This is a genomic window from Curvibacter sp. T50 (genome assembly GCF_057219955.1).
This window is the reverse complement of sequence record NZ_JBXVVU010000004.1, coordinates 34,477-57,697: the sequence shown is the minus strand read 5'-3', so window position 1 is coordinate 57,697 and position 23,221 is coordinate 34,477. Positions and strand designations below refer to the sequence as shown.

Annotated in this window: 22 protein-coding genes and 1 pseudogene; 12 read left to right on the top strand and 11 right to left on the bottom strand. The window is 68.7% G+C overall.

Features of this window, described 5'->3' with window-relative positions; genetic code table 11:
* Together AC2EBU_RS13560 and AC2EBU_RS13555 are read left to right on the top strand one after the other, a co-directional pair.
* Positions 1–255 carry a type II toxin-antitoxin system RelE family toxin gene (locus AC2EBU_RS13560; protein WP_484610967.1) on the top strand — a complete coding sequence of 85 codons (255 nt, stop codon included), beginning with the start codon at positions 1–3 and terminating at the stop codon, positions 253–255.
* Positions 252–620, top strand: coding sequence for a helix-turn-helix domain-containing protein (locus AC2EBU_RS13555; protein ID WP_484610966.1), 369 nt, complete (start codon positions 252–254; stop codon positions 618–620). Before AC2EBU_RS13560 ends, AC2EBU_RS13555 begins: the two co-directional genes overlap by 4 nt.
* 102 nt (positions 621–722) lie before the next feature.
* Here AC2EBU_RS13555 and AC2EBU_RS13550 read toward each other — a convergent pair whose 3' ends face one another.
* The 3 genes from AC2EBU_RS13550 to AC2EBU_RS13540 are packed head-to-tail and all read right to left on the bottom strand — an operon-like array spanning position 723 to position 3,987.
* Positions 723–1,970 carry an acyl-CoA dehydrogenase family protein gene (locus AC2EBU_RS13550; RefSeq protein ID WP_484610965.1) on the bottom strand — a complete coding sequence of 416 codons (1,248 nt, stop codon included), beginning with the start codon at positions 1,968–1,970 and terminating at the stop codon, positions 723–725.
* A gap of 42 nt (positions 1,971–2,012) precedes the next feature.
* A complete protein-coding gene (locus AC2EBU_RS13545) occupies positions 2,013–2,831 on the bottom strand; it encodes an alpha/beta fold hydrolase (RefSeq protein ID WP_484610964.1) in 819 nt (272 codons plus the stop codon).
* A 31-nt stretch (positions 2,832–2,862) separates the two neighbouring features.
* Complete coding sequence (locus AC2EBU_RS13540; RefSeq protein WP_484610963.1) at positions 2,863–3,987, bottom strand: 2,5-dihydroxypyridine 5,6-dioxygenase NicX family protein; 1,125 nt, start codon at positions 3,985–3,987, stop codon at positions 2,863–2,865.
* A 98-nt stretch (positions 3,988–4,085) separates the two neighbouring features.
* Here AC2EBU_RS13540 and AC2EBU_RS13535 point away from each other — a divergent pair.
* Positions 4,086–4,592, top strand: a pseudogene (locus AC2EBU_RS13535) (flavin reductase family protein); the annotation flags it as partial.
* A gap of 703 nt (positions 4,593–5,295) precedes the next feature.
* A complete protein-coding gene (locus AC2EBU_RS13530; RefSeq protein WP_484610962.1) occupies positions 5,296–6,189 on the top strand; it encodes a DMT family transporter in 894 nt (297 codons plus the stop codon).
* 86 nt (positions 6,190–6,275) lie between these two features.
* On the opposite strand, the gene AC2EBU_RS13525 is transcribed toward AC2EBU_RS13530, so the two are convergent.
* Positions 6,276–7,106, bottom strand: coding sequence for an amidohydrolase family protein (locus AC2EBU_RS13525; protein ID WP_484610961.1), 831 nt, complete (start codon positions 7,104–7,106; stop codon positions 6,276–6,278).
* Positions 7,107–7,152: 46 nt separating this feature from the next.
* Between AC2EBU_RS13525 and AC2EBU_RS13520 the strand changes: the two genes are divergently transcribed.
* Both AC2EBU_RS13520 and AC2EBU_RS13515 read left to right on the top strand, forming a co-directional pair.
* Entirely contained in the window at positions 7,153–7,923 is a 771-nt protein-coding gene (locus AC2EBU_RS13520; protein ID WP_484610960.1) for a GntR family transcriptional regulator, read from the top strand.
* 19 nt (positions 7,924–7,942) lie between these two features.
* Complete coding sequence (locus AC2EBU_RS13515) at positions 7,943–8,962, top strand: tripartite tricarboxylate transporter substrate binding protein (RefSeq protein ID WP_484610959.1); 1,020 nt, start codon at positions 7,943–7,945, stop codon at positions 8,960–8,962.
* Positions 8,963–8,991: 29 nt separating this feature from the next.
* Here the strand turns inward: AC2EBU_RS13515 and AC2EBU_RS13510 are convergent, their stop codons facing one another.
* The gene (locus tag AC2EBU_RS13510) at positions 8,992–11,199 is read right to left on the bottom strand and encodes an acetoacetate--CoA ligase (RefSeq protein WP_484610958.1); all 2,208 of its coding nucleotides are present in this window, start codon (positions 11,197–11,199) and stop codon (positions 8,992–8,994) included.
* Positions 11,200–11,344: 145 nt separating this feature from the next.
* Here AC2EBU_RS13510 and AC2EBU_RS13505 point away from each other — a divergent pair, with 145 nt between their 5' ends.
* On the top strand, positions 11,345–11,770 hold the full coding sequence (locus AC2EBU_RS13505) for a PaaI family thioesterase (RefSeq protein WP_484610957.1): 426 nt from the start codon (positions 11,345–11,347) through the stop codon (positions 11,768–11,770).
* A gap of 27 nt (positions 11,771–11,797) precedes the next feature.
* Entirely contained in the window at positions 11,798–12,271 is a 474-nt protein-coding gene (locus AC2EBU_RS13500; protein WP_484610956.1) for a DUF3237 domain-containing protein, read from the top strand.
* A 19-nt stretch (positions 12,272–12,290) separates the two neighbouring features.
* Here AC2EBU_RS13500 and AC2EBU_RS13495 read toward each other — a convergent pair whose 3' ends face one another.
* The 3 genes from AC2EBU_RS13495 to AC2EBU_RS13485 all read right to left on the bottom strand — a co-directional run bounded on the left by AC2EBU_RS13495 (position 12,291) and on the right by AC2EBU_RS13485 (position 15,085).
* Entirely contained in the window at positions 12,291–13,019 is a 729-nt protein-coding gene (locus tag AC2EBU_RS13495; RefSeq protein WP_484610955.1) for a TFIIB-type zinc ribbon-containing protein, read from the bottom strand.
* Between the two features lie 93 nt (positions 13,020–13,112).
* Positions 13,113–14,366, bottom strand: a complete 1,254-nt coding sequence (gene chrA / locus AC2EBU_RS13490; protein ID WP_484610954.1) for a chromate efflux transporter — start codon at positions 14,364–14,366, stop codon at positions 13,113–13,115.
* Positions 14,363–15,085 (bottom strand): ABC transporter ATP-binding protein, encoded by a 723-nt coding sequence (locus AC2EBU_RS13485; protein ID WP_484610953.1) that lies wholly within the window; start codon positions 15,083–15,085, stop codon positions 14,363–14,365. The genes chrA and AC2EBU_RS13485 overlap by 4 nt, the downstream gene beginning before the upstream one ends.
* Positions 15,086–15,311: 226 nt before the next feature.
* Between AC2EBU_RS13485 and AC2EBU_RS13480 the strand changes: the two genes are divergently transcribed.
* The gene (locus tag AC2EBU_RS13480) at positions 15,312–15,950 is read left to right on the top strand and encodes a hypothetical protein (protein ID WP_484610952.1); all 639 of its coding nucleotides are present in this window, start codon (positions 15,312–15,314) and stop codon (positions 15,948–15,950) included.
* Between the two features lie 25 nt (positions 15,951–15,975).
* On the opposite strand, the gene AC2EBU_RS13475 is transcribed toward AC2EBU_RS13480, so the two are convergent.
* Complete coding sequence (locus AC2EBU_RS13475) at positions 15,976–17,247, bottom strand: ABC transporter permease (protein WP_484610951.1); 1,272 nt, start codon at positions 17,245–17,247, stop codon at positions 15,976–15,978.
* Positions 17,248–17,266: 19 nt separating this feature from the next.
* Positions 17,267–18,511, bottom strand: coding sequence for an efflux RND transporter periplasmic adaptor subunit (locus AC2EBU_RS13470; RefSeq protein ID WP_484610950.1), 1,245 nt, complete (start codon positions 18,509–18,511; stop codon positions 17,267–17,269).
* 226 nt (positions 18,512–18,737) lie between these two features.
* Here AC2EBU_RS13470 and AC2EBU_RS13465 point away from each other — a divergent pair, with 226 nt between their 5' ends.
* The 3 genes from AC2EBU_RS13465 to AC2EBU_RS13455 all read left to right on the top strand — a co-directional run bounded on the left by AC2EBU_RS13465 (position 18,738) and on the right by AC2EBU_RS13455 (position 22,118).
* The gene (locus tag AC2EBU_RS13465) at positions 18,738–21,041 is read left to right on the top strand and encodes an NADP-dependent malic enzyme (protein ID WP_484610949.1); all 2,304 of its coding nucleotides are present in this window, start codon (positions 18,738–18,740) and stop codon (positions 21,039–21,041) included.
* Positions 21,042–21,284: 243 nt separating this feature from the next.
* Positions 21,285–21,605, top strand: coding sequence for a guanyl-specific ribonuclease (locus AC2EBU_RS13460; protein ID WP_484611186.1), 321 nt, complete (start codon positions 21,285–21,287; stop codon positions 21,603–21,605).
* Positions 21,606–21,692: 87 nt separating this feature from the next.
* Positions 21,693–22,118, top strand: a complete 426-nt coding sequence (locus tag AC2EBU_RS13455) for a barstar family protein (protein ID WP_484610948.1) — start codon at positions 21,693–21,695, stop codon at positions 22,116–22,118.
* 309 nt (positions 22,119–22,427) lie between these two features.
* On the opposite strand, the gene rsmA is transcribed toward AC2EBU_RS13455, so the two are convergent.
* On the bottom strand, positions 22,428–23,198 hold the full coding sequence (rsmA, locus tag AC2EBU_RS13450) for a 16S rRNA (adenine(1518)-N(6)/adenine(1519)-N(6))-dimethyltransferase RsmA (RefSeq protein ID WP_484610947.1): 771 nt from the start codon (positions 23,196–23,198) through the stop codon (positions 22,428–22,430).
* Positions 23,199–23,221: the final 23 nt, after the last annotated feature.

Here is a 23,221-nt window from a genome sequence, read left to right as displayed (position 1 = left end):
ATGTTCCGCATTGAATACAGCCGCGATGCGCTCAAGGCGCTGAGAGCCCTGCCGCGCAATGTGCAAACGGGCATCGTGGCGAAGATCGAGCAACTGGCGGCCGATCCGTTCAAGGCGCCGCAGGTCAAGAAACTCGTCGGGCGAGAGGGCTACCGGCTTCGATACGGCGATTGGCGGGTGATTTATGAAATTCACGGTGACCGGCTGGTTGTTTTTGTGCTGGCCGTCGCGCCGCGTGGAGGTGTCTACACATGAGTGAAATCCAGTTCATCGAACGCAACGGGCGGCGCGAATACGCCGTGGTGCCCATGCCCTTGTTCACGCGCATGGCGGCACTGCTTGAGACGCTTGACGACGAAGCCCTGTATGACAAAACCAAGGCGGCCGACGACGGATTCCGTGTGCCGGCCGAGGTGGCCCATGCCATTCTGGGCGGAGCGCATCCGGTCAAGGCCTGGCGCGAACACCGCACCCTGACGCAGGATGCGCTGGCGGCCAAGTCGGGCATCAGCACCGCTTACCTGTGCCAGATCGAGACCGGCAAGCGCCAGGGCGCGGTCAAGACCCTCAGGAGTCTGGCCACAGCGCTGGGGGTGACGCTGGACGACCTGGAGGCATGACACATCCGCTGAAAGTGAGACCGGCGGGAGGAATCAAGCGAACCCAGCTTGTCAGCTCGCGCCGCGGCGGTCACCATCGCCCGCGCCGGGGCGCACCCCGCTTCACTCGTCCCGCTCGCCCGCCTCGTACAGGGTTTCGCGGCCCATGCGGTCGACGATGAGTTCGGCGGTCCAGGGCAGCATCAGCGCGCCGCAGCGGCTGTCGCGGTACAGGCGTTCCAGCGGTAGGTGGCGCATCATGCTGGTGCCGCCACAGGTGCGGATGGCCAGGCGGGCGATGTCGTTGGCGCCTTCCATCACGCTGTAGTGCGCGGCATACAGGCGCAGCTTTTCGTCCTTGCTGGGGTTGGGTTTGGCCTCCTGCACGGCGCGCAGGAAGAGTGAGCGCATGCTCTCCAGCTGGATGCGCATCTGCGCCACCGCCATCTGCTTGGTGGGGAACTGGCGGCGCTTGACCGGGGGTTCGCCCGGCACCTCGCCGCGCAGGTACTTCACGGTGAAGTCATACGCCCCCGCCGCCAGGCCCATGTAGGTGGCGGCGATGGTGAAGAACATGGCCGGCCAGGTCTGTGCGCCCTTGAAGTACACGCCGCGCGGCATGAGCTGCTCGTCGTCGCTGACGAACACGTCCTGGAAGGTGAGCGTGCGGCTGACGGTGCCGCGCATGCCCAGCACGTCCCAGTCGCCGCTCACGGCCACACCCGGTGCGTCGGCGGGCACCGCCATGTAGAGGGTGTCGCGCGCGTCGGGCTTGTCGTCGCCCTTGTCTTCGGTGCACAGCACGCCGTAGTAGTTGGCCGCGCCCGAGAGCGAGGCAAAAATCTTGCGGCCATTGATCAGCCAGCCGCCGTCGACCTTTTTCGCGGTGGTGCCGAAGGGCGCACGGCCGGCCGCCGCGGCGCTGCCCTCGCTGAAGGGCTGGGCATAGACGGCGCCGTCCTTGACCACGCGGTGGAAGTGGATCTGCCGGCGGCGCAGGTGCTCGCTGCGCTCGCCGTCGCTCATCGGGATGCCGTCGGCCAGCACGCCGGTCCACATGGTGGAGCAGATGTGCATGTTGTAGGTCAGCGCCGTGGTGCCGCAGAAGCGCCCCAGCTCGGCGGCCACGAACATGTAGGTGGCGTAGTCGGCGCCCAGGCCGCCGTCGGCCTCGGGCACACACAGGCGCAGCAGGCCGGCCTCGCGCAGGTCGTCGTAGTTGGCGAACGGGAAGCTCGCCTCCCTGTCCCACTGGTCGGCGCGGGCGGCAAACTTGTCGCGACCCAGTTCATGCGCCAGGCGGACCAGGCGGGCCTGTTTGTCGGTCATCGGCGTGTCGCCGACGGCGGGGGTGAAGTCGAGGGTGCTCATGGGTGTCTCCAGGGGAATGGGATGGCTCGGGCCGACCGGGCGTCAGTGGTCCAGCGGGCGAATGTGGTGGTGGTGGCGGGCCAGGAAGTCGAGCACGGTGGCGTCAAACGCCTCGGGCGCCTCCAGATTCATCAGGTGGCCCAGTCCGGCCAGGCTCACGAACTCGGCACCGGTGATCTTGTCGGCCATCTTGCGCATCACCTCCGGCGGTGCGTTGCGGTCAAACTCGCCGGCCACCAGCAGCGTGGGCACGCGGATCGCGGCCAGGCTGGCGCGGCGGTCAAAGCCCATCAGGCATTGCACGGCACGGCGGTAGGTGGCGGCCGGGACCAGGCCCATGCAGTGCTCCGCCAGCCGCAGTCCCTCGGGCAAGGCACCGGGGCCGGTCATCTGCGGCACCAGGGTGGCGGCCAGCTCGGCCATGCTCTGGCCGGCGTCCAGCGGCGCGGTGCGGCTGGCGACAAACTCGCGCTGCCAGTCGCCGTCCGGCTTGCCGAACGAGGGCGAGGTGCCACACAGCACCAGCCGGCGCACCAGTCCGGGCCGGCGCGCCACCACTTCCTGCGCCACCATGCCGCCCATGCTGTGGCCGATCAGGATGACCGGCGGCGTGCCCTCACGGTCGGGCCCGGCCAGCGCCTCGATCAGCGCAATGGCGCTTTCCGCCAGCCCCTTGAAGGTGTAGGGCTCGATCGGGGCGCTGCTGCCATAACCCGGCATGTCCCAGGACACCGCCCGGTAGCCCGCGGCGGCGAAACTCTCCACCTGCGGCGCGAAGGCCAGATGCCCGCCGCCCACGCCGTGCAGCATGACGACGGTCGGGCCGTCACCCAGCATCATAAAGTGGGGCAGGGCGGTCATGGCGAGACTCTGGTGCGTGGCGCGGCGCTCATCAATCCACCACACGGCCGTTGTCAACCACGGTGGCGCCGTCGAGCATCACGGTGCAGTGGCGCATCGGCAGGTCGAAGTGGCCCAGCGTGTAGCGGCCGGCCACCTCGTTGGCGCCGGTGCTGTAGAGGAAATTGCCGGCAAAGGCGCGCAGCTCGGTGCCGTTGAAGTCGCGCTTGTCGTACAGCGCCATGCTGTCCCAGCGGGCGGCGTCGCACAGGCCGTAGCCGACGTGGCTCACGGCATAGGCTTCCCGACCACGGGCCCCCACGCTCGCCGCTGCGCGTGTGTCGCTGCCCCCCGAGGGGGCTGGCGGCGCTAGGGGCGGCCCGTCGCCGCCGCCGTCGCCCCAGGCCTCGATGTAGCTGCGCATCAGCTGCGCGTCCAGCCCGGCGCCGTCGATCGTGGTGACATAGTCGTTCTCGATCGTCAGCGTGATGGACGATTCGATGTAGCGCTTGAAGGTCAGGTTCACGTCGCCGGGCGCCAGCACCAGGCGGCCGTTCACGCTGCCCGCCGCCGGAAAGGCCAGCGCGATGCCGCCCGGCCAGTGGGTCAGGGTGCCGGGCCGGGTGGTGAAGCCCCAGTTGCCGCCGGCCACGGCGCCTTCGAGCGAGATGCGCAGATCGGTGCCGGACGGCGAGGTCACCGCCATCGCCTTCGCGCCGCGCAGGCGCTTGACGTGCTCCTTCACCCGCGCCTCGGTGGCGTCGTCGGGCATCAGGCGCACCAGCGCCTCGGGGTGTTCGTTGCTGATGTAGATGACGCGCGCGCCGCCTTTCAGGATGGCGGGCAGCTCGGGCGCGTGCATCAGCCCCTCCACCGTGCAGTCCACCACCAGCGTGCTGGCCGCCAGCGCATGCACCACCGGCTTGATCTGCTGGATCGCGTCCGAGGCGCCGGTCGACCGCGCCGGGGGCCCGGCCCGGCCCACCACGCTGGGCAGCGTGAGCATGAACACCTGCGCACCGATGCGCTGCGCCGCCAGGCGGGCCAGCAGCGGCAGCACCGGGCGGCTTTGGGTCTCGGCCAGAATGGCGACCGTGTCGCCTTTTTGCAGCGCGCAGCGGCGCAGCACCTGCTCGAAGGCGTCTATCCAGCCCGGTTCGATGATTTCCTGCAACATGAGGGACCTTTCGAATCGCCGTGGTGCCAGCGCGGGATTTGCGCCAAACACGGTTTACAGCCATTATTCATGAAATTTCATATAAATTTCAAGCCATGATGTCCCCCGCCCGCAAAGCCACGCCGCCCGCGTTCTCGCCGCGCGAGTTCCGCGCGAGCCTGGGCATGTTTGCCACCGGGGTCACCATCGTCACCGCGCGCACCGCCGAGGGCGATCTTGTCGGGCTGACCGCCAATTCCTTCAATTCGGTCTCGCTGGAGCCGCCGCTGGTGCTCTGGAGTCTGGCCCGCGCTGCCGGCTCGCTGCCGGCCTTCAGCGCCGGCTCGCACTACGCCATCAATATCCTGGCGGCCGACCAGAAAACCCTGGCCGAGCGTTTCGCCCGCCGGGGCGGCGATCGCTGGACCAACGTGGCCTGGCGCGAAGGCGCCGGCGGCGCGCCCCTGCTGGACGGAGCGGCCGCGCATTTCGAGTGTTTCAACCGCAGCCGCTACGAAGAAGGCGACCATGTCATCTTCGTCGGCGAGGTGGAGCGCTGCAGCCACCGGGCCAGCGCCTCGCCTTTGCTGTTTCACGGCGGCAAGTTCTACACCGAACACCCCTTGCAGGCTGACGAATCGGCGCCCGCACCGGCCGACCCCCGTTTTGTGCGGGGTTACCTGGGCTACCTGCTGGGTCAGGCCAGCCACGCGGTGTACCGCGATTTCGAATCGGCAGTGGCCGCACAAGGCCTGTCGCATATTGCCTGGCGCGTCCTGGCCCTGCTGCACGATGCGCATTCCGCCGCCGTCCGTGCCCTGGCCGGAAGCACCACGCCACCGGCCGCGGCCGACCTCGCCGATCCGGCCAGGGTCCCCGACGGGGCAGTCCCCGTGGGCCAGCTGGCCCGCGACGTGCTGGCCAAACAGCCCACCGTGACCAAGCTGGTGCAGCGCATGGCCGACGACGGCCTGGTCGCCTTGCGCACCGACCCGGCCGACCAGCGCCGTACCCTGGTGGCGCCCACCGCCGCCGGCCTGGCCACCGCCCGGCTCCTGATTGCCGACGCCCTGGGCCAGGAGCAAACCCAGCTCGCCCACTGGTCCGCCGCCGAGGTCGACACCCTCAAACGCATGCTGCAGCGACTGGCCTCGGGCGGGTGAGCCCTGGCCGGCCCGATTTCAGGCCGTTTTGCCCCATACCCAGCATAAAAATGTCACCTCGCGCTATTGAAAGCGCAGCGTATCGCCGGCCGCCTGCCGTCGCCCGTGGCACGGCTGTCACGGCGCTGACCCGCCACCACGGCGGGGCGCCCGTACCATGCAGCCCATGATTGCCCGCAAAGACCATCTCGATTCCACCGCCGTTTCGCTGCTGCTCGCCTGCTGCCTCTTCTGGGGCATGCAGCAGGTGCTGGTCAAAGCCACCTTGCCGCACCTGCCGCCGGTGTTCCAGGCGGCGGTGCGTTTTGCCGGTGCCACCGTGCTGCTGATGCTGTGGTGCCGTTGGCGCGGGGTGGCGCTGTTCGCGCGGGACGGCTCCCTGCGCGCGGGCCTGCTGGCCGGGGGCCTGTTTGCGGCGGAATTTGCCTGCATCTACATCGGCCTGCAGCACACCACCGCCTCGCGGCTGACGGTGTTTCTGTACACCTCGCCGTTCTGGGTGGCGGCGCTGGTGCCGCTGTTTGTGCCGACCGAGCGCCTGCGCCCCCAGCAATGGGCAGGCCTGGCCTGCGCCTTTGTGGCCGTGGTGTTTGCGCTGCGCGAAGGCTTTTCTGCCGGCGGCCCCGCCACCGGCCTGGGCGACCTGATGGGCCTGGCGGCCGGCGCCTTGTGGGGCCTGACCACGGTCGCCATCCGCGCCACCGGCCTGGCGCGGGTATCGGCCGAAAAGCTGCTGATGTACCAGGTGGCCGTCAGCGCGGTGGCGCTGCCGCCGCTGTCGCTGGCGCTGGGCGAATCCTGGACGACCCCGTGGAGCGCCTTTGCCGCCACCTCCATGGCGGTGCAGACCGTGGTGGGCGCCTTTGCCAGCTACCTGGCCTGGATGTGGATGCTGGGCCGCTACCCGGCCACCAGAATCTCGGTGTTTGTCTTCCTCACCCCCCTGTTTGCCCTGCTGTTCGGCGCGCTGTGGCTGCGCGAACCCGTCACCCCCAGCCTGCTCGCCGCCCTGGCCCTGGTGGCGGTCGGCATCGTCCTGGTGAACCGCAAGCCGGGCTGAGGGGCGCCGGGCGGAGGCCTGGGGGCCTTTTGCGGTCGTTTGACGGCAAAAAGTGCCGATACCCTGCGTAAAAAGGTCGTTTATTACTACAAAAACGAGAGTGCTTCGAACGCCGGGTCACCCCAATACACCCGCCCCGGGTTGTCCACCAGCGCCGCGTGGCGTTCGGCCGGGTCGGGCAGCCAGGTGTCAAGCGCGGCGCGCAGGCGGGGGATGTCGGCTTCAGCTTCATGGTTGGTGCAGGGCCAGTCGCTGCCCCACAGCAGGGCCCGGGGCCCGAGTTCGTCCCGCCACAGGCACGCCAGGGCGCCGGCGTCCAGCCCGCCCAGGCGGTAGGCGCCGCTCAGCGTGACGTGCACCGGGGTGTGCTGCGCCCGCTGGGCCAGCGCGCGCACGGTGGGGTCGTTCGGGTGGGCGGCGTCCGGTTTGCCCATGTGGTCGATCACCAGCGGCAGGTCAGCGGGCAGCTGGGCCAGCGCGGCGGGCAGGGCGCCGCGGTCGGTGTGCAGCTCCACATGCCAGCCCAGCGCGGCCAGGTGCGGCCACGGCGCGTGCGGGCCCTGCCAGGCGGCCAGGTTGTGGTCGGTGCCGACCAGGTTCAGGCGGATGGCGCGCACGCCGGCGGTGTGCAGCGCGGCCAGTTCGGCGGCGCTCACGGTGGGCGCCACCACGGCCACGCCGCGCAGGGTGTCCGGATGGGCGGCCAGCTCGGTCCGCAGGCGGCGGTGGTCGCTGCCCAGAAAACTCGGCTGCACCAGCACCCCGCGGGTGACGCCCAGCGGCGCCGCCGCCGCCTGCCAGGTGGCCAAAGGCGCGTCGTAGCCGGGCACATAGCGGGCGCCGGGCTGGGCGATGTGGGCGTCGAAGACATGAAAGTGCACGTCCACCGCACCGGGTTTTGACAGATCGGAAAGCATGACGTATATTCTAGTCCTCTAGATGACTAGATCAATGCCCGAGGTCATGGAAATTTCCCCGCCGGCGCCGGCACCGGCGCCCCCCGATGCCGCGCCGCAGCCCTTGCCCGGCCAGAGCCGCTACGGCTGGCTGGCGGCCGGGCTGCGCGCGCGCATCACGCAGGGCGAATGGCCGCCGGGCGCGGCGCTGCCGGCCGAGGCGGCACTGGCCAAAGAGCACGGCGTGGCACTGGGCACGCTGCGCCAGGCGTTGGCGCTGCTGGTGGACCAGGGCCTGCTGGAGCGCCGCCATGGCCGTGGCACCTTTGTGCGCGGCGGGCTGGACGGCGCGTCGATGTTGCGATTCTTTCGCTTCCGTCACGCCGGCGATCTGCAGGCGGCGCCACGCTCCGCCATCCGCGCCCGCGCGGTGGTGCCCGCGAGCGCAGCCGCCGCCGAGGCGCTGAGCCTGCCCGCAGGCGCGCCGGTGCTCACGCTGGAGCGGCTGCGCAGCCTGGACGGCCGCCCGGTGCTGCTGGAGCGCATCACGCTGCCGCTGCCGCTGTTTGCGCCGCTCGCCGAGTCCGACCCGGCCGGCTGGGACGATCTGCTCTACCCCATGTTCCAGCGGGTGTGCGGCGTGACCGTGCACCGCGCGGAAGACCAGCTCGGCTTTGCGCTGCTCAGCGCCGCCGACGCCGCCCTGCTGGGCCTGCCGGCCGGCCACCCGGGGGCGCAGGTGCAGCGCCGGGCTTTCGATCTGGCCGGCCGCTGCGTCGAGCTGCGCCACACCCAGGGCGACGCCCTGGCCTTTGCCTACACCGCCCAGGTGCGTTAACCCTTACCAGGAGACCCCCATGAACCACAAATACGAACGAAAACTGCCCATACCCAGCGTGAAAAGGTCACTGTTCGCTATTGCAGCAATAGCGTTTTGGGGCCTGGCCGCCGCCCAGAGCCCGGCCCCCGGCCCTGTGTTCCCCAGCCCCGGCAAGCCGGTGACGCTGGTCGTCACCTACCCGCCCGGTGGCGGCGCCGACGCCATGGCCCGCCTGTTGGCCCCGCGCCTGGGGGAAGCCCTGGGGGCCAACGTGGTGGTGGAAAACAAGCCCGGAGCCGGCGGCCAGATCGGCGCCGCCGCCGTGGCCAAGGCCGCGCCGGACGGCCACACGCTGATGCTGGACGCCTCGTCCTTTGCGGTGAATCCGGCCCTGTACAGCAAGCTGCCCTATGACAGCCAGAAGGCCTTCCGCACCATCGGCGTGGTGGCGCAGTTCCCGAACGTGGTGCTGGTGAACGCGCAGTTCCCCGCCAGGAACGTCGCCGAACTCACCGCCGCCGCTCGGGCGAAGAAAGACGCGGTGTCGTTTGCGTCGTCGGGCAACGGCTCGGCCCAGCACCTGGCCGGGGCGCTGTTCGAATCCGCCGCCAAAGTCGACATGGTGCATGTGCCCTACAAAGGTGGCGGCCCGGCGCTGAACGATGTGATCGGCGGTCAGGTGCCGCTGTTCTTCGGCAACCTGGCCTCCACACTGCAACACATCCAGAGCGGCAAGCTGCGCGCGCTGGCGGTGACGGCAGGCAAACGCTCGCCCATCCTGCCCGACGTGCCCACCCTGGCTGAAGCCGGCGTGCCCGGCGCCGAGGTTTACGAGTGGAACGCCGTGTTCACCCCCAGCGGAACCCCCGAACCGGTGGTGGCCCGACTCGCCGCTGCCTTCCAGAAAGCGCTGGAAGCGCCGGACGTGAAGGCGCGCGTGGCGCAGCTGGGCGGCGAGCTGTTCAAAGGCGACGCCGAAGCCGCGCAGCAGTTCGTGCACGGCCAGATGGCGCTGTGGGCGCGGGTGGTCAAGGCCCGCCAGATCACCGTGGAATAGGCGCAGCGGATACGCGCTGGTGAGTCTCGTCAGACCGGACGCGCCGCATGGGCCGCGGCAAAGGCCACGTACCAGTCCAGGCAGCCGGGGTTGGCCATGGCTTCCTTGTTGAGGACTTTTTCCAGCGGGTGCCCGAGCAGCAGCTTCTTGATCGGCAGCTCCTGCTTTTTGCCCGAGAGCGTGCGCGGGATTTCGGCCACCTGGAAGATGGCGTTGGGCAGGAAACGCGGGCTCAAGGACACCTTGATCGCGTCGTTGATGCGTGCACGCATCGCCTCGTCCAGCACCTGGCCTTCGCGCAGCACCACAAACAGTGGCATGTAGCTTTCGCGGCCCAGGTATTCCAGGTCCACCACCATCGAATCGAGCACCTCGGGCAGGGCCTCGACGGCGCTGTACAGCTCGCTCGTGCCCATGCGCAGGCCGTGTCGGTTGATGGTGGCGTCGCTGCGGCCGAAGATCACGCAGCCGGTGCTGCCGGTGGCCGGGTTGCCGATGCGCAGCCAGTCGCCGTGGCGCCAGACGCCGCCGGCTTCCGGCCCCAGGTCACCGCCGCCCGGCTTGCGGCCGTGGCCGGGGGGGTACATCTCGAAGTAGCTGGCCCGCAGCCGCGCGTTGTGGGTGTCGCCGACAAAGTACAGCGGCATCGACGGAATCGGCTGCGCGCAGACCAGCTCGCCCACCTCGCCCAGCACCGGCTCGCCGGCGTCGTTCCAGGCCTCGACCGCGCAGCCCATCAGGCGGCACTGCATCTCGCCCGGCACCTGCGGCAGCTCCCGGTGGCCGCCGATGAAAGCGCCGGCGAAGTCGGTGCCACCGCTGATGTTGCACCACCAGATGTCGCCCCCACGCTCCCCCACTTCGTGTGGGTCGCTGCCCCCCGAGGGGGCCTTCGCGCCTTGGGGCGGCCCGGCGGCGCTCAAGTCGCTGGAAGCTTGCGCGGTTCGCAGGCGACGGAACTGCGCCGTCCCCCACTGCTGCGCCTCGGGCGACAGCGGCGATCCGGTGGTGCCCAGCGCACGCACGTTCGACAGGTCGCCGCAGGTCGACAGGTCCACGCCGGCTTTCAGGCAGTTGGCGTAGAAGGCCGCACCCGCGCCGAAGAAGGTCACGCCCAGCTCGGCGGCGAAGCGCCACAGCGTGGTCCAGTCGGGCCGCTCCTTGCTCCCGCCGGGGTTGCCGTCGTAGATCACGCAGGTGGTGCCCGACAGCAGGCCGCTCATCTGCGCGTTCCACATCACCCAGCCGGTGGAGCTGTACCAGTGGTAACGCTCGCCCCAGCTGTTCGGGTGGTAGCTGCAGCCCACGTCGTTGTGCAGGCTCTTGAGCGCCAGCGCGACGATGATGGTGCCGCCGTGCCCGTGCACGATCGGTTTCGGCAGTCCGGTGGTGCCGCTGGAATAGACGATCCACAGCGGATGATCGAACGGCAGCCACAGCGGCTCGAAAGCGGCAACTTGGGCGTCATTTCTGGCAATACCCAGCGCAAAAGGGTAATAGTCCGCGATCAGATCCGATGACTTGTCGTCGCCGACGTGGCCCAGGTTGCGGTGCAGGATGACGTGGCGCAGCGTGGGCAGCGCGGCGCGCATCTCGGCCACCACGCCCAGGCGGTCGAAGTCGCGCCCGCCGTAGGTCACGCCGTCGCAGGCAATCAGCACCACCGGGTCGATCTGGCGGAAGCGGTCGAGCACGGCGTTGGTGCCCATGTCGGGTGCGCAGACGCTCCAGACCGCGCCGATGCTCACCGTGGCCAGGAAGGCCACCATGGTCTCGGGAATGTTGGGCAGGTAGGCGGCCACACGGTCGCCGGGCTGGACGCCGACCTCCTGCAGGTGCAGCGCCAGCGAGGCCACCTGGCGGCGCAGCTCGGGCCAGGACAGCTCGTGCTGCTGGCCTTTCTCGTTGCGGCTGATGACGGCGGCAAACCCCGCCGCGTGGGCCGGCCCCACATGCCGGAACACCTGCTGCGCGTAATTGACCTGCGCGCCCGGGAACCAGCGGGCCCCCGGCATCACGTTCTGCTCCAGCACCGCGGTGTGCGGGGTGGGTGATTGGAGGTCAAAGTAGTCCCAGATGCTCTGCCAGAAGGCGTCCAGCTCGGTGACGGACCAGCGCCACAGGTCGTCGTAGTGCGCGAACGACAGCCCGCGCGTGTCGCGCAACCAGTTCTGGTACAGGCGGATCTGGGGGACATAGGCCGGTGCGGGCAGGGTCGGTCGGGTGGCATCGCTCATGCCGGCAAGCGTAGCAGTCCCGGCGATGGTGTGCACGCGGGCTTGGGCCGTGCGGCGAGCGCAGAGACACCGTGGCGACAGGCTGTCACCCCCGCGGCAGAGGCAACTTTTCCCGCTGCCCTACAGTGATGTTAAGGAGTACCCCATGACCCAAGACCTGACTGCACTGGTTCGCCAGATCAATGAGAGCGCCCGGTTCAACCGCTGGTGCGGCTTTGAAGTACTGTCCTGCGCGCCCGGCGCGGTGGAGTTGGCCATGCCTTGGCGCGACGAGGCTGGCCAGTATGCCGGCTTCCTGCACGCCGGTGTCGTCGCCGGCCTGATCGATACGGCCTGCGGTTTTGCGGCCGCCACACTGGCCGGTCCCCGATTGCTCGCCGCGCATTTTTCCGTCAACTGCCTGCGGCCCGCGCTGGGTGAGCGCTTCGTCGCGCGGGCGCGCGTGGTCAAGCCCGGCAAGCAGCAGATGTTCACCGCGTGTGAGCTGTACGCCCTGCATCAAGGCACCGAAAAACTGGTGGCAACCGGTGAGACGCTGCTGACGGTCCTGTCAGGCGGCGACAAGGACTGATCGCATCCGCATCCAAGCTCCTGCGCCATGACCCTGCCCGCCCCCACGCTCGAACCCGCCATCGACCTCACCGTATTTGTGGCCGCTCCTGTCGAGGCGGGCCAGGTGACCGGCCTGAACAGCCGTGGCCGGCGCCGCATCATCCCGATCACCGGTGGAACCGTGACCGGTCAACTCACCGGCACCGTGCTCCCCGGCGGCGCGGACTTCCAGATCGTGGTGTCGGACACCTGCGCCGACCTGGACGCGCGCTACCTGCTGCAACTCGACAACGGCGAACACGTTTTTGTGATGAACCGCGCGCTGCGCCGGGCGTCGGCGGAAGACACCGCGCGGCTGGTGCGCGGCGAGCCGGTGGACCCGGCGGCGATCTATTTCCGCTGCGTGCCCACCTTCGAGGTGTCGCATCCCTCGCTGGCCTGGCTGACGGAAAACGTGTTCGTCGGCACCGGCGCGCGCTTTCCGGACCGGGTGGAGATGCGTTTCTTCCGCGTGGCGTGAACCGGCCGGCCGAAGGGGGCTACCGGATCATCTTCCAGACCATCTCGATCCCGGCCGCCCACAGGTCGCCGTGGGTGAAGGCGGTGTCGTCACGGCCGGTCGTGAACCGCTCGGCCTGGGCCTGGCGCCGGGCGCGTTCGCGGTCGCGCTCGATCATGATCAGCGCATCCGCCACACCCAGCGGCGAGACGGTGCCCGCCTGCTGCGCGGCCCGCCCGTAACCGGCCAACGCTTTCTCTACCGCCTGCGGGTCCAGCAGCGCCAGCGGCGAGCGGCAGTGCGGGCAGGCGTCGTCGCGGCGCACATCCACCGGGGCGCCGCAGCCGGTGCACTGGATGGTGCCCACCCGCGCGGCGATGTCCTCGATCTCGGGCTTGGTCAGGTGGCGCACAAAGCCCTTCTCGACCATGAACGACGAAAACGTCGCCATCCGCCCATGCCGCTGCGGGCAGCGGTGGGTGACGTAACGGCCGCTGCGCACCACGTCGAAGCCTTCCTGCAACGGGGTTCGGCAGCGCGGGCAGGCCAGCCGAGCCGCCAGCGGATTGCGGGCGTCGTCCCGGTGTTGGTGCAGCAGACCGAGCAATTCCACCACGGCGGCCGGCGTCAGTTGCAGGTTCTCCTGCGGGTCGAACCAGATCAGCTGGCAGGCAAAACACAGGTCCAGCAGCACCTCGCCGCGCTGGCCGGGCAGGCGGTGCTTTTCCATCGGGGCGCCACAGGAGGGGCAGGGCAGCGGGTGGGGCATGGGGCGGTGGATGCAGGCGGGAGGGACGAAACCGGGGGTGGAAGGGAGGAATCTCGCGACGATGCTACCCGGCTGCGGCGCCGGTGTCGATGCTCACGCGGCCCACGTCCGCATCCAGGGCCCGGCCAGTGCTCCCACCACCGCGCAGGCCAGCACCACCCGCCAGGCGCTTTGCCGTCCGGCCGTCAAGGCCAGCAGGGCGCCCATGCCCAGTGCCAGGTCCCCCAGGCCCGACAGGGCGCCGCCGTGCAGCATGGCGACCAGGGCGGCCAGCAGCAGCCCCACCACCGCAGCATTCACCCCGGCGAGCGCGGCCTGTGCCCGGGGCCGGGTGCGCAGGCGCCCCCAGAAGGGCAGGGCGCCGACCACCAGCAGGAAGGCCGGGGTGAAAATGGCCACGAGGGCCAGCAGTCCGCCGACCCAGCCGCCCAGCGGCGCCGGCAGCGCCGCGCCGACAAAGGCGGCAAAGGTGAACAGTGGGCCGGGTACGGCCTGCGCCGCGCCATAACCGGCCAGAAAGGTGTCGGCGCTCAGCCAGCCGCGGAGGACCACTTCAGCCTGCAGCAAGGGCAACACCACATGGCCACCGCCGAAGACCAGCGCGCCGGCCCGGTAGAACAGGTCCAGCGTGACCAGGATCGGGTCGCCCGTGACACGCGCCAGCAGCGCCAGTCCGACCAGCAGAGCGGCAAACAGCACCAGTGCGGCGATGCCGCTGCGCCAGCCGGGTGTCCGGCCCGCAGTATCGGCGCCCGGTGTCGCCGTCGCCGCAGGGTGGGCCGGCGGCGAGGGGGTGGCCAGTCCGGCCGGGCCCGCAGCCGCGCCCACCAGCAGCGCCGCCAGTTGCCCGGCCACACCCGACAGCGTCACGGCCAGAGTGGCCGCCACCAGCATCAGCAGGCGCCGTGGCGAATCCGGACACAGGCTGCGCGCCATGGCCCACACCGCCTGCATCACCACCGCCACCGCCGCCACCTTCAGGCCCGCCAGCGCGCCGGCTGCCAGCGCGCCGCCGCTGTGGGCCAGGCCCAGCGCCAGGGCGATCAGCGCCAGGGCCGATGGCAGCGTAAACCCCGCCCACGCGGCGAGCGCCCCGGCGTAGCCTGCGCGGCGCAGCCCCAGTGCCATGCCCACCTGGCTGCTGGCCGGCCCGGGCAGGAACTGGCACAGCGCCACCAGGTCAGCATAGTCCCGCTCGGGCAACCAGCGGCGCCGCACGACCAATTCGTCACGAAAAAAGGCAATGTGCGCTACCGGCCCGCCAAACGAGGTCAGACCCAGCCGCAGGAAGATGCGGAACACCGCGCCCGGGCCGCGGTCGTCGCCCGGCGCCGTCACTGGTGTCATGGCGCAGGCGTCTCCGCCGGCCCGGCGCCCGCCACCACGCGCCCGTCCACCAGCTCGATCTGGCGGTCGCAGCGCGCGGCCAGGCGCGGGTCGTGCGTGACGATCAGGCAGGCGCTGCCGTGGTCCCGGTTGAACTCCCGCAGCAGGCCGAACACCTCGTCGGCCGACACGGTGTCGAGGTTGCCCGTGGGCTCGTCGGCCAGGATCAGCCGGGGCTTGAGCGACAGCGCCCGTGCAATCGCCACGCGCTGCTGCATGCCGCCCGAGAGCTCGCCGGGGCGCTTGGACTCGGCGCCCTTCAGCCCCACCCGCGCCAGCAGCTCGCGCGCCAGGGCCTCGGCCTCGGGCGTGGCCGTGCCGTGGCCGATGATGGACGGCAGCAGCACGTTCTCCAGCGCGGTGAAGGCTGGCAACAGGTGGTGAAACTGGAACACGAAGCCGATGGTGGCGCCGCGCAGCCTTGTCAGGCCCGCATCGTCCAGCGACCGGGTGAGCTGGTCTGCGATCACCAGCGTGCCGTCGGACGGCCGCTCCAGCAGGCCGATGATGTTGAGCAGCGTGCTCTTGCCCGAGCCCGACGGCCCCTTGAGCGCGACGAACTCCGCCTCGCGCAGCGCCAGCGTGATGCCGTGCAGCACCTCGGTCTGCACCGGCGTGCCGACGTTGTAGCTCTTGCGGATGTCGGTGAGCTGGAGGATGGGGGGGGGCGGGGGGGTCATAGGTGGGGGATTGTGGACCGCAGCGGAAATCGTCGGGGGTTTGTGGTTGCCAGTTGACCATGCGCAGAGCAACTCGGCAGGACGACCGGCCTGCCCGACGTTCGGTCGAGAACTCCGGCATCCGGCCCTGCGGACTGTCTGGCCCTCACCATGGCTTCGGGCTTGAGCGCGGCTTTGCTCGGCTAGACTGCGGGTGCCCCCTCCGGCCCTTGCCCACGGTCGCACCATGCATCCAACATCCGCCGACCTGATCCTCTATGGCACCCTGGCAACCCTTCTGGTCGTGGTTGTCCTGATGAGCCTATGGGGCATCCGTTCGCGTGCCGCCCTGGAAGACGAGGGCCTGACGCTGACCGCAGCCGGGGTACACCAGCGCGTTGGCAGCCAGCTTCTGGGCCCGGGTTTTGTCTGGGGGGTGTGGCAGAAGCTGTTGTCTTCGTCCGAGCTTCGTCTGGTCTTGCGCGATGAAACCGATGCCTTGGTCACCGAAGTCGCGTTCTTTCATGTGCCGCTTGATGGCGTGCGGCACCGTTTCACCTTGGATGGCCGCGAGATCCTTGGCATCGGCGCGGGCGTGCGTTCCGGCCGCAGCCTTCTCCTGGACGCTGCTTCCGGCGCTGTCCTGCTGTCGAGCGATAACGGCACGTTTCGTGTGACGGTGTATCGCGGCGACAGCGATGACGCGATGTTCACGATCCGGCGCGGCTTTGTCGGGGGCAAACCCACACGCATCGAGGAAAACGACAAGGAAACGGGTGTGCTGTTGTCACTGGACCCGACGAGCAGCTATCCACCGGTACTCACGATGAGCCACCGGGACTTTCCGGTGCTGGCGCAAGTTTTCGTGTACCTGTGCGTGCATTAGCCGGATCCCCGCGCAGGCCGGTCCGTCACGCCCGGATCGCCTGCACCGGGTCCATGCGCGCGGCGCTGCGCGCCGGAATCGCTGCTGCCGCCAGCCCCACGCCGCAGGCCACCACCGACGCCAGCAACACCAGCATGGGGTCCAGCTGCGCGGCGAACATGGCGCTTCCGTCGGGGCTTTTGAACACGTAGGAGAACACCACCAGCAGGCCGTAAGCCAGCGCCGAGCCCAGCGCCGAGCCCACCAGCCCGACCAGCCCGCCCTGCAGCAGAAAGATGGCCATGATGCGCCGCCGGCCCGCGCCCATGGCACGCAGGATGCCGATCTCGCGCTGTTTCTGCACCACGCTGACCACCAGCACGCTGGAGATGCCCAGGGCCACGATGATGACCACGAAGCTGCGGATCAGGTTGTTGGACACACTCTGGTTGGACAGCGCATTGAGCAGGCCGGAGTTGGTCTGCATCCAGCTGTCCACCGTCAGGCCGGTCTGCGCGCGCAGGGTGTCGGCCACGGCGTCGGCGCCGAACAGGTCGCGCACCGTCAGGTCGATGTTGGAGACGCCGCCCGGCAGGTCCAGCAGCGATTGCGCCAGCTTCAGGGTGACGAAGACCCAGCGGCGGTTCAGGTCGCGGTTGCCCATGTCGAACAGGCCGGTGATGTCCAGCGTTTCGCTGCGGCCGGTGGCGCTGGTCACGCGCAGCTTGTCGCCCACCGTAACGCCCAGGTCGCTGGCCAGGTCGGTCCCGATCAGCGCCCCGGTACCGGCCACGTCAAACCGCCCGCGGGTCATGAAATCGTCCATGCGCACCACCCGGCGGTATTGCTCGGGCACCACACCCAGCAGCGCCACGCTCTTGTTGCTGCCGCCGCGGGCGGCAAAGGCCGGCCCGCTGACCACCGGCGACACGGCCAGCACGCCGGGCGTGCCCGCGGCCAGCGCGGCGATGCGCTCCCACTGGTCCACCGAGCGCAGGCGTTGTGTGCGCGGCTGCACGACCGCCGCGACCGCCTGGTCGGCACGCGGGGTCACGACGCGCTGCGTGGCTTCTTCCAGCGGCCGGATCACCACATGGGCCTGCGAGCCCAGCACGCGATCGATGATGGTGCCCTGCAGCTGGTTGATGAGCTGCGTCAGGAAGATGATCACGGCCACGCCGCCGGTCACGCCGGCGAGGATCAGCGCGCTTTGCATGCGGCCCTCGCGCAGGAAGCGCAGCGCCACCAGCAGCTCGAACGGCATCCAGCGGGCCTGCGGGCTCAGGGCAGGGCGGGTGCGGCGGAAACGGATGGCCATGCGGATGTGCCGGGACGGGTCAGCGTGCAATGAATGAAGGCACTTCCATGCCCTTTTCCGGCGCCAGGGTGGCGCCGCGGCGCACGCGCTCGCCCGGCAGGGCTTTTTCGGTCTGGGGAATGGCCTCGTCGCCTTCTTTCAGGCCGTCCAGGATTTCCACCGAACCGATGCCACGCAGGCCCAGGCGCACCGGCACCCGCACCGCGCGGCCGTCCTGCAGCGCCAGCACCCAGGGTTTCTCGCGGTCGGCGTCGCGCACCGCGCTGGAGGGCAACACCAGCGCGTCTTTCTTCGACCCGGCCAGCAGTTCGACCGACACGGTCATGTCCGGCTTCAGGAAGGCGGGGGGCTGGAGCACCTCCAGGCGCACGTCCACCGTGCCACGTTGCGGGTCCACCGCCGGGGCGACGAAAAAGAGCCTGGCGTCAAAGCGCTGGCCGGGAAAGGCGTCAGCCACCGCCTGCGCCGCCATGCCGGGGGTGAGCAGGCGCAGGTGTTTTTCGTCCACGGCGGCGTCGATGCGGGTGTTGCCCTGCGCGGCCAGTGCGAGCAACGTGCGGCCGGGCTGCGCCATCGTGCCGGGCTCCACATGGCGGGCCAGCACCACCGCATCGACCGGGCTGGTGATCTGCAGTCGCGCCAGCCGGGCGGTGGCCACCTCCACCGCGGCCTCGGCCTGCGCCACGCGCGAGGCGGCCATGGCGGGCTCGATGCCGCGGGCCTGGTTGGCGACCGACTGCACACGGGCGGATTCGCGCGCGCTGCGCGCGGTGTCGAGCAGGCGCTGGGCGTCGTCGAGCTTTTGCTGCGAGAAAAAGCCTTTCGCGACGAGGTCACGGGTGCGCTCGTAGTCGCGTTCGGCGGCCTTGAAGGTGGCTTCGGCCTGCACCACGGCCTGGCTGGCCACCGGCGCCGACACCGTGGCCTGCTGGGTGGCGCGGCCGCGGGCCTCCACCAGCGCGGCGCGGGCCTGCTGCAGGGCGGCGCGCGCTTCGGCGTCGGACAGGCGCAGCAGCAGCTCGCCCGCCTTCACCCGGTCGCCCTCGCGCACTTTCACCTCCAGCACGGTGGCGGTGACTTCGCTGCCAATATCCAGCCGAGCCGGCGCGTTCAGGCGCCCGGTGGCGACCACCGATTGCACGATGCCGGTGCGAACCACCGGGGCCACCTGGACTTTTGTGCCGCGCTGGCTGGTCAGCGCCACGGCAGCGGCGACGGACAGCGCCGCCACCCCGAAGGCGCCCCATAGGACAAGAGGTTTCATGGCGCAAGGGTAGCAGGCGCAGCGGATCGGCACGGTGCACGGGTTATGGGCTCGCGGCGCGGACCTGCCCGGGATTGCAGGGTCTCCGGTCAAAACGGTTGCGACCCTTACGCATAAATGCGTACTAGGGTTAACCCGGCCCGGGGTTTACAATCCGCTCCCCCTTCACAACAACAGGCCGCTGCCGCGGAACACGCGGGGAACGCAGGTGGCCGAGGAGACGACCATGCCCCACAGCACCCAGGCTGAGGAAAAGCGCGCCATGCTTCGCCAGGCGGCGCTCGACTACCACGAGAAACCGACGCCAGGCAAGATCGCCATCGCCGCGACCAAACAGCTGGTCAACCAGCACGATCTGGCCCTGGCCTATTCGCCCGGTGTGGCCGCGCCCTGTGAAGAGATCGTCAAAGACCCCAATGCAGCCTTCCGCTACACCAGCCGGGGCAATCTGGTCGGGGTGGTGACCAATGGCACAGCGGTGCTTGGTCTGGGCGACATCGGTCCGCTCGCCGGCAAGCCGGTCATGGAAGGCAAGGGGGTCCTGTTCAAGAAGTTTGCCGGCATCGACGTGTTCGATATCGAGATCAACGAGAAAGACCCCGACAAGCTGGTCGAAATCATTGCCGCACTCGAACCGACCTTCGGCGGCATCAACCTCGAAGACATCAAGGCTCCGGACTGCTTCTACGTCGAACGCAAGCTCAGCGAGCGCATGAAAATCCCGGTCTTTCACGACGACCAGCACGGCACCGCCATTGTCGTGGGTGCCGCCATCCTCAACGGATTGAAGGTGGTGGGCAAGAACCCGGCCGACGTCAAGCTGGTGACCTCCGGCGCGGGTGCTGCCGCGCTGGCCTGCCTGGGCTTGCTGGTCAAACTGGGCATTCGGCGCGAAAACATCTGGGTGACCGATCTGGCCGGGGTGGTGTATCAGGGTCGCACCGAGCTGATGGATGAGGACAAGGTCCAGTTTGCCCAGCCGACCGATCAGCGCCGCCTGGCCGAAGTCATTGACGGCGCGGATGTTTTCCTGGGCCTGTCGGCCGGGGGCGTGCTCAAGCCCGACATGGTGGCGAAGATGGCGGCGCGTCCGCTGATCTTCGCGCTGGCCAACCCCACCCCCGAGATCCTGCCTGAGGAGGTCAAAGCGGTTCGGGACGACGCCGTCATGGCCACCGGCCGCACCGACTACCCCAACCAGGTCAACAATGTCCTGTGTTTCCCGTACATCTTCCGTGGCGCGCTCGACAGCGGGGCGACCACCATCACCGATGAAATGAAGGTGGCGGCGGTCCATGCGATTGCCGACCTGGCCCACGCCGAACAAAGCGAGGTGGTGGCGGCAGCCTATGTTGGCGAACAGCTGGCGTTTGGTCCGGAGTACCTGATTCCCAAACCCTTCGATCCGCGCCTGATGATGAAGATCGCTCCGGCCGTGGCCGAAGCCGCCATCTCCAGTGGCGTGGCGACCCGCCCCATCGGGGATATCCAGGCCTACCGCGAGAAGCTGCAGACCTTCGTTTATGCCTCCGGCACCACCATGAAGCCGATCTTTGCTGCCGCCAAAAGGGCGCTCAAGCGCCGGGTGGGTTACTCGGAAGGGGAAGAAGAACGGGTGCTGCGGGCGGCGCAGATTGTGGTGGACGAACGCATCGCCCGCCCGACCCTGATTGGCCGGCCCGCGGTGATTGCCAAGCGGATCGAGAAATTCGGCCTGCGGCTCCGCGAGGGCGTGGATTACGACGTGGTCAATGTCGAGAAAGACGACCGTTACCGCGACTTCTGGCAGACCTACCACCGCATGACCGAGCGCAAAGGCGTCACCGAGCAGATGGCCAAGATCGAAATGCGCCGCCGTCTGTCGCTGATCGGCGCGATGCTGTTGCACAAAGGCGATGTGGACGGCCTGATCTGCGGCACCTGGGGCAGCACGACCCACCATCTGCAGTACATGGATCAGGTGCTGGGCAAGCGCGCCGGGGTGAAAACCTATGCCGCGATGAACGGGCTGATGTTGCCGGGTCGCCAGGTGTTCCTGGTCGACACCCACATCAATTACGACCCGACGGCCGAGCAACTGGCCGAGATCACCATGCTCGCGGCCGAGGAAATGATGCGCTTCGGCTTCAAGCCCAAAGCCGCACTGTTGTCGCACTCGAACTTCGGCTCGTCCGACAGCCCGAGCGCCATCAAGATGCGCGAGGTACTGGCCTTGCTGCAGCAGCGTGCGCCCTGGCTGGAAGTCGACGGCGAAATGCACGGCGATGTGGCGCTCGATGGCGCGGCCCGCCATGCGCTCATGCCCAACAGCACCCTGGCTGGCGATGCCAACCTGCTGGTGCTGCCCAATATCGACGCCGCCAATATTTCGTACAACCTGCTCAAGACCGCGGCCGGCGGCAACATTGCCATCGGCCCGGTGCTGCTCGGCGCGGCAAAACCCGTCCATATCCTGACAGCCAGCACCACGGTCCGCCGGATTGTGAACATGACGGCGTTGACCGTCGCCGACGCCAACGCGCATCGGTAAGAATTAGAGAATAAGCAAGCGCTAACTTTTTCCTCGCAAGTACCCGGGCGGCGCGGACCTTTACGCTGGGGGGCGCTTGCGTTTTCGGTCACGTTAGGGCACACTACGGCCCCGCGATTTCCGGGTTAACCCGGAGACGATTTGAGGCGAAATTTCATCATGCGAAGGGTCATCGTGCCATCAAAGCAGGTGTTGTCGGCTTGTCTGGTGGCCTTGGTGGCGTGGGCTGGTGTGTCATCGGTGATGGCGCGCAGCCCCCAGGCAACGGAAATTCAGGCCACGATCCGGCTGGGTGAACTCCCCCGGCAAGGCCAGGAAACCTATCGGCTGATCCATGAGGGGGGTCCGTTCCCCTACGACAAGGACGGCACGGTTTTTGGCAACCGTGAACGGCTTTTGCCGCAGCAGCCACGGGGCTTTTACCGGGAATACACGGTAAAGACGCCGGGCAGCCGCGACCGGGGGGCCCGGCGGATTGTCTGTGGCGGGCGTCAACCGGCGGCGCCGCAGGCCTGTTACTACACCGCTGACCATTACGCGAGTTTTCGTCAGATAGTTCAGTGAGCCGGGATTGCCGGGTTGCCAAGGGGGCAGCGCGGTCAAGCCGGGCCAGGCGATCGATTTTTGGGACTTTAGGAAAGAGCAGTGGAGATGGATACGCCACTTCGTCAGGATCAGGAGGCCCCCCTGAAAGGGGTCAGAAACAACATCGTGCAGTCGATTCGCGCATTCCGCGTCAACGACCTGCAGCAGGCCGCCCAGCGTCTGGGCCATCACTTCCTGTATGCCAACCTGGCCTCGGCTCAGAGCAAACAGGATGTGCTGGACCTGATCGCGCAGCAGTTCACCTTTCCGTCGCATTTCGGCAAGAACTTCGACGCGTTGTACGACTGCATGACCGACCCGCTGCACAAGTCCGGCCCGCAGCCGGGCTTCATTGTCGTGCTGGAGCAGATTCCGGCCAACGCCAAGTTCGACAAGGAAGCACGCGAGCAACTGCTCGACATCTTCCGCGACGCGTCCGACTACTGGGGAGACCGGAAAATTCCGTTCCGGTGTTTCTATTCTTTTCTGTAGCCCGTTCTGCACAAACCAGCCAGGCAGAACGGGCGAACGAGGCTAACAGCACCGGCGCCGTCCCCCCTACCGGGGTGGAGTCGACGGCCGAAAGCGGCGAGAAGATGCCCACCGACAAACTGGTGGATGTGTCGCCACTGGCGCTGCGCATGAGCAGCCCCTTCAATGCGGGGTATTGGCTGGCAGCGGCCTGAAGCGTCCCCCGACAGCTGCTGCCACGGCACAAGGCCCATCGTCCGATGGGCTTTTTTCTTTCACAAACGGCCAGCCGGCGACGGACTGACCCGGCGGAGCCGCGCGGGCTCGATGTCAGGTGGCTGTGGCCTGGGCCAGCGCGAGATATTGGTCCACGGGAACCTCCTCGGCGCGCCGCTGCAGGTCAAAGGTCCCGGCAAAGGCGCGCTCGTCAAGCCAGCGCCCCAGACTGTGGCGCAACAGCTTGCGCCGCTGGCTGAAGGCAACCTGCACCAGCAGCGACAGGTGCGCCGCGTCGACCGACGCCGCATCGCTGCGGGGAATCATCCGGACCACGGCACTGTCCACCCGCGGCGGTGGATCGAAACTCTCGGGTGGCACAAACAGCACGTTCTCCATCGCGTAGCGCCACTGCAGCATCACGGACAGGCGGCCGTAGTCGGCGGTGGCAGGTTCGGCCACCATCCGGTCAATGACTTCTTTTTGCAGCATGAAATGCTGGTCGACTACCCGCTCGACGTACCCGAGCAAATGAAACAGGATGGGTGTCGAGATGTTGTAGGGCAGGTTGCCGACGACACGGATGCCCGCAGGCGCCAGGGTGTCGGCCACCTGCGCGAAGTCCACCGTCAGGACATCGGCTTCAATCACGTCAAGCTGCGGGTGGCTGCGCAGCCGTTTGGCCAGATCCCGGTCCAGCTCGATTACCGACAGCCGCCCCAGGCGCTCGACCAGCGGTTGGGTCAAGGCGGCCAGACCCGGGCCGATCTCCACCATGGCCTGCCCCGGACGGGGGTCGATGGCCCGGACAATGGCGTCAATGACCGCCTGGTCGGCCAGGAAATGCTGGCCGAAGCGCTTGCGGGGGATGTGGGGGTTTATCAATGCATGGCCCTGGCCGGTGATCG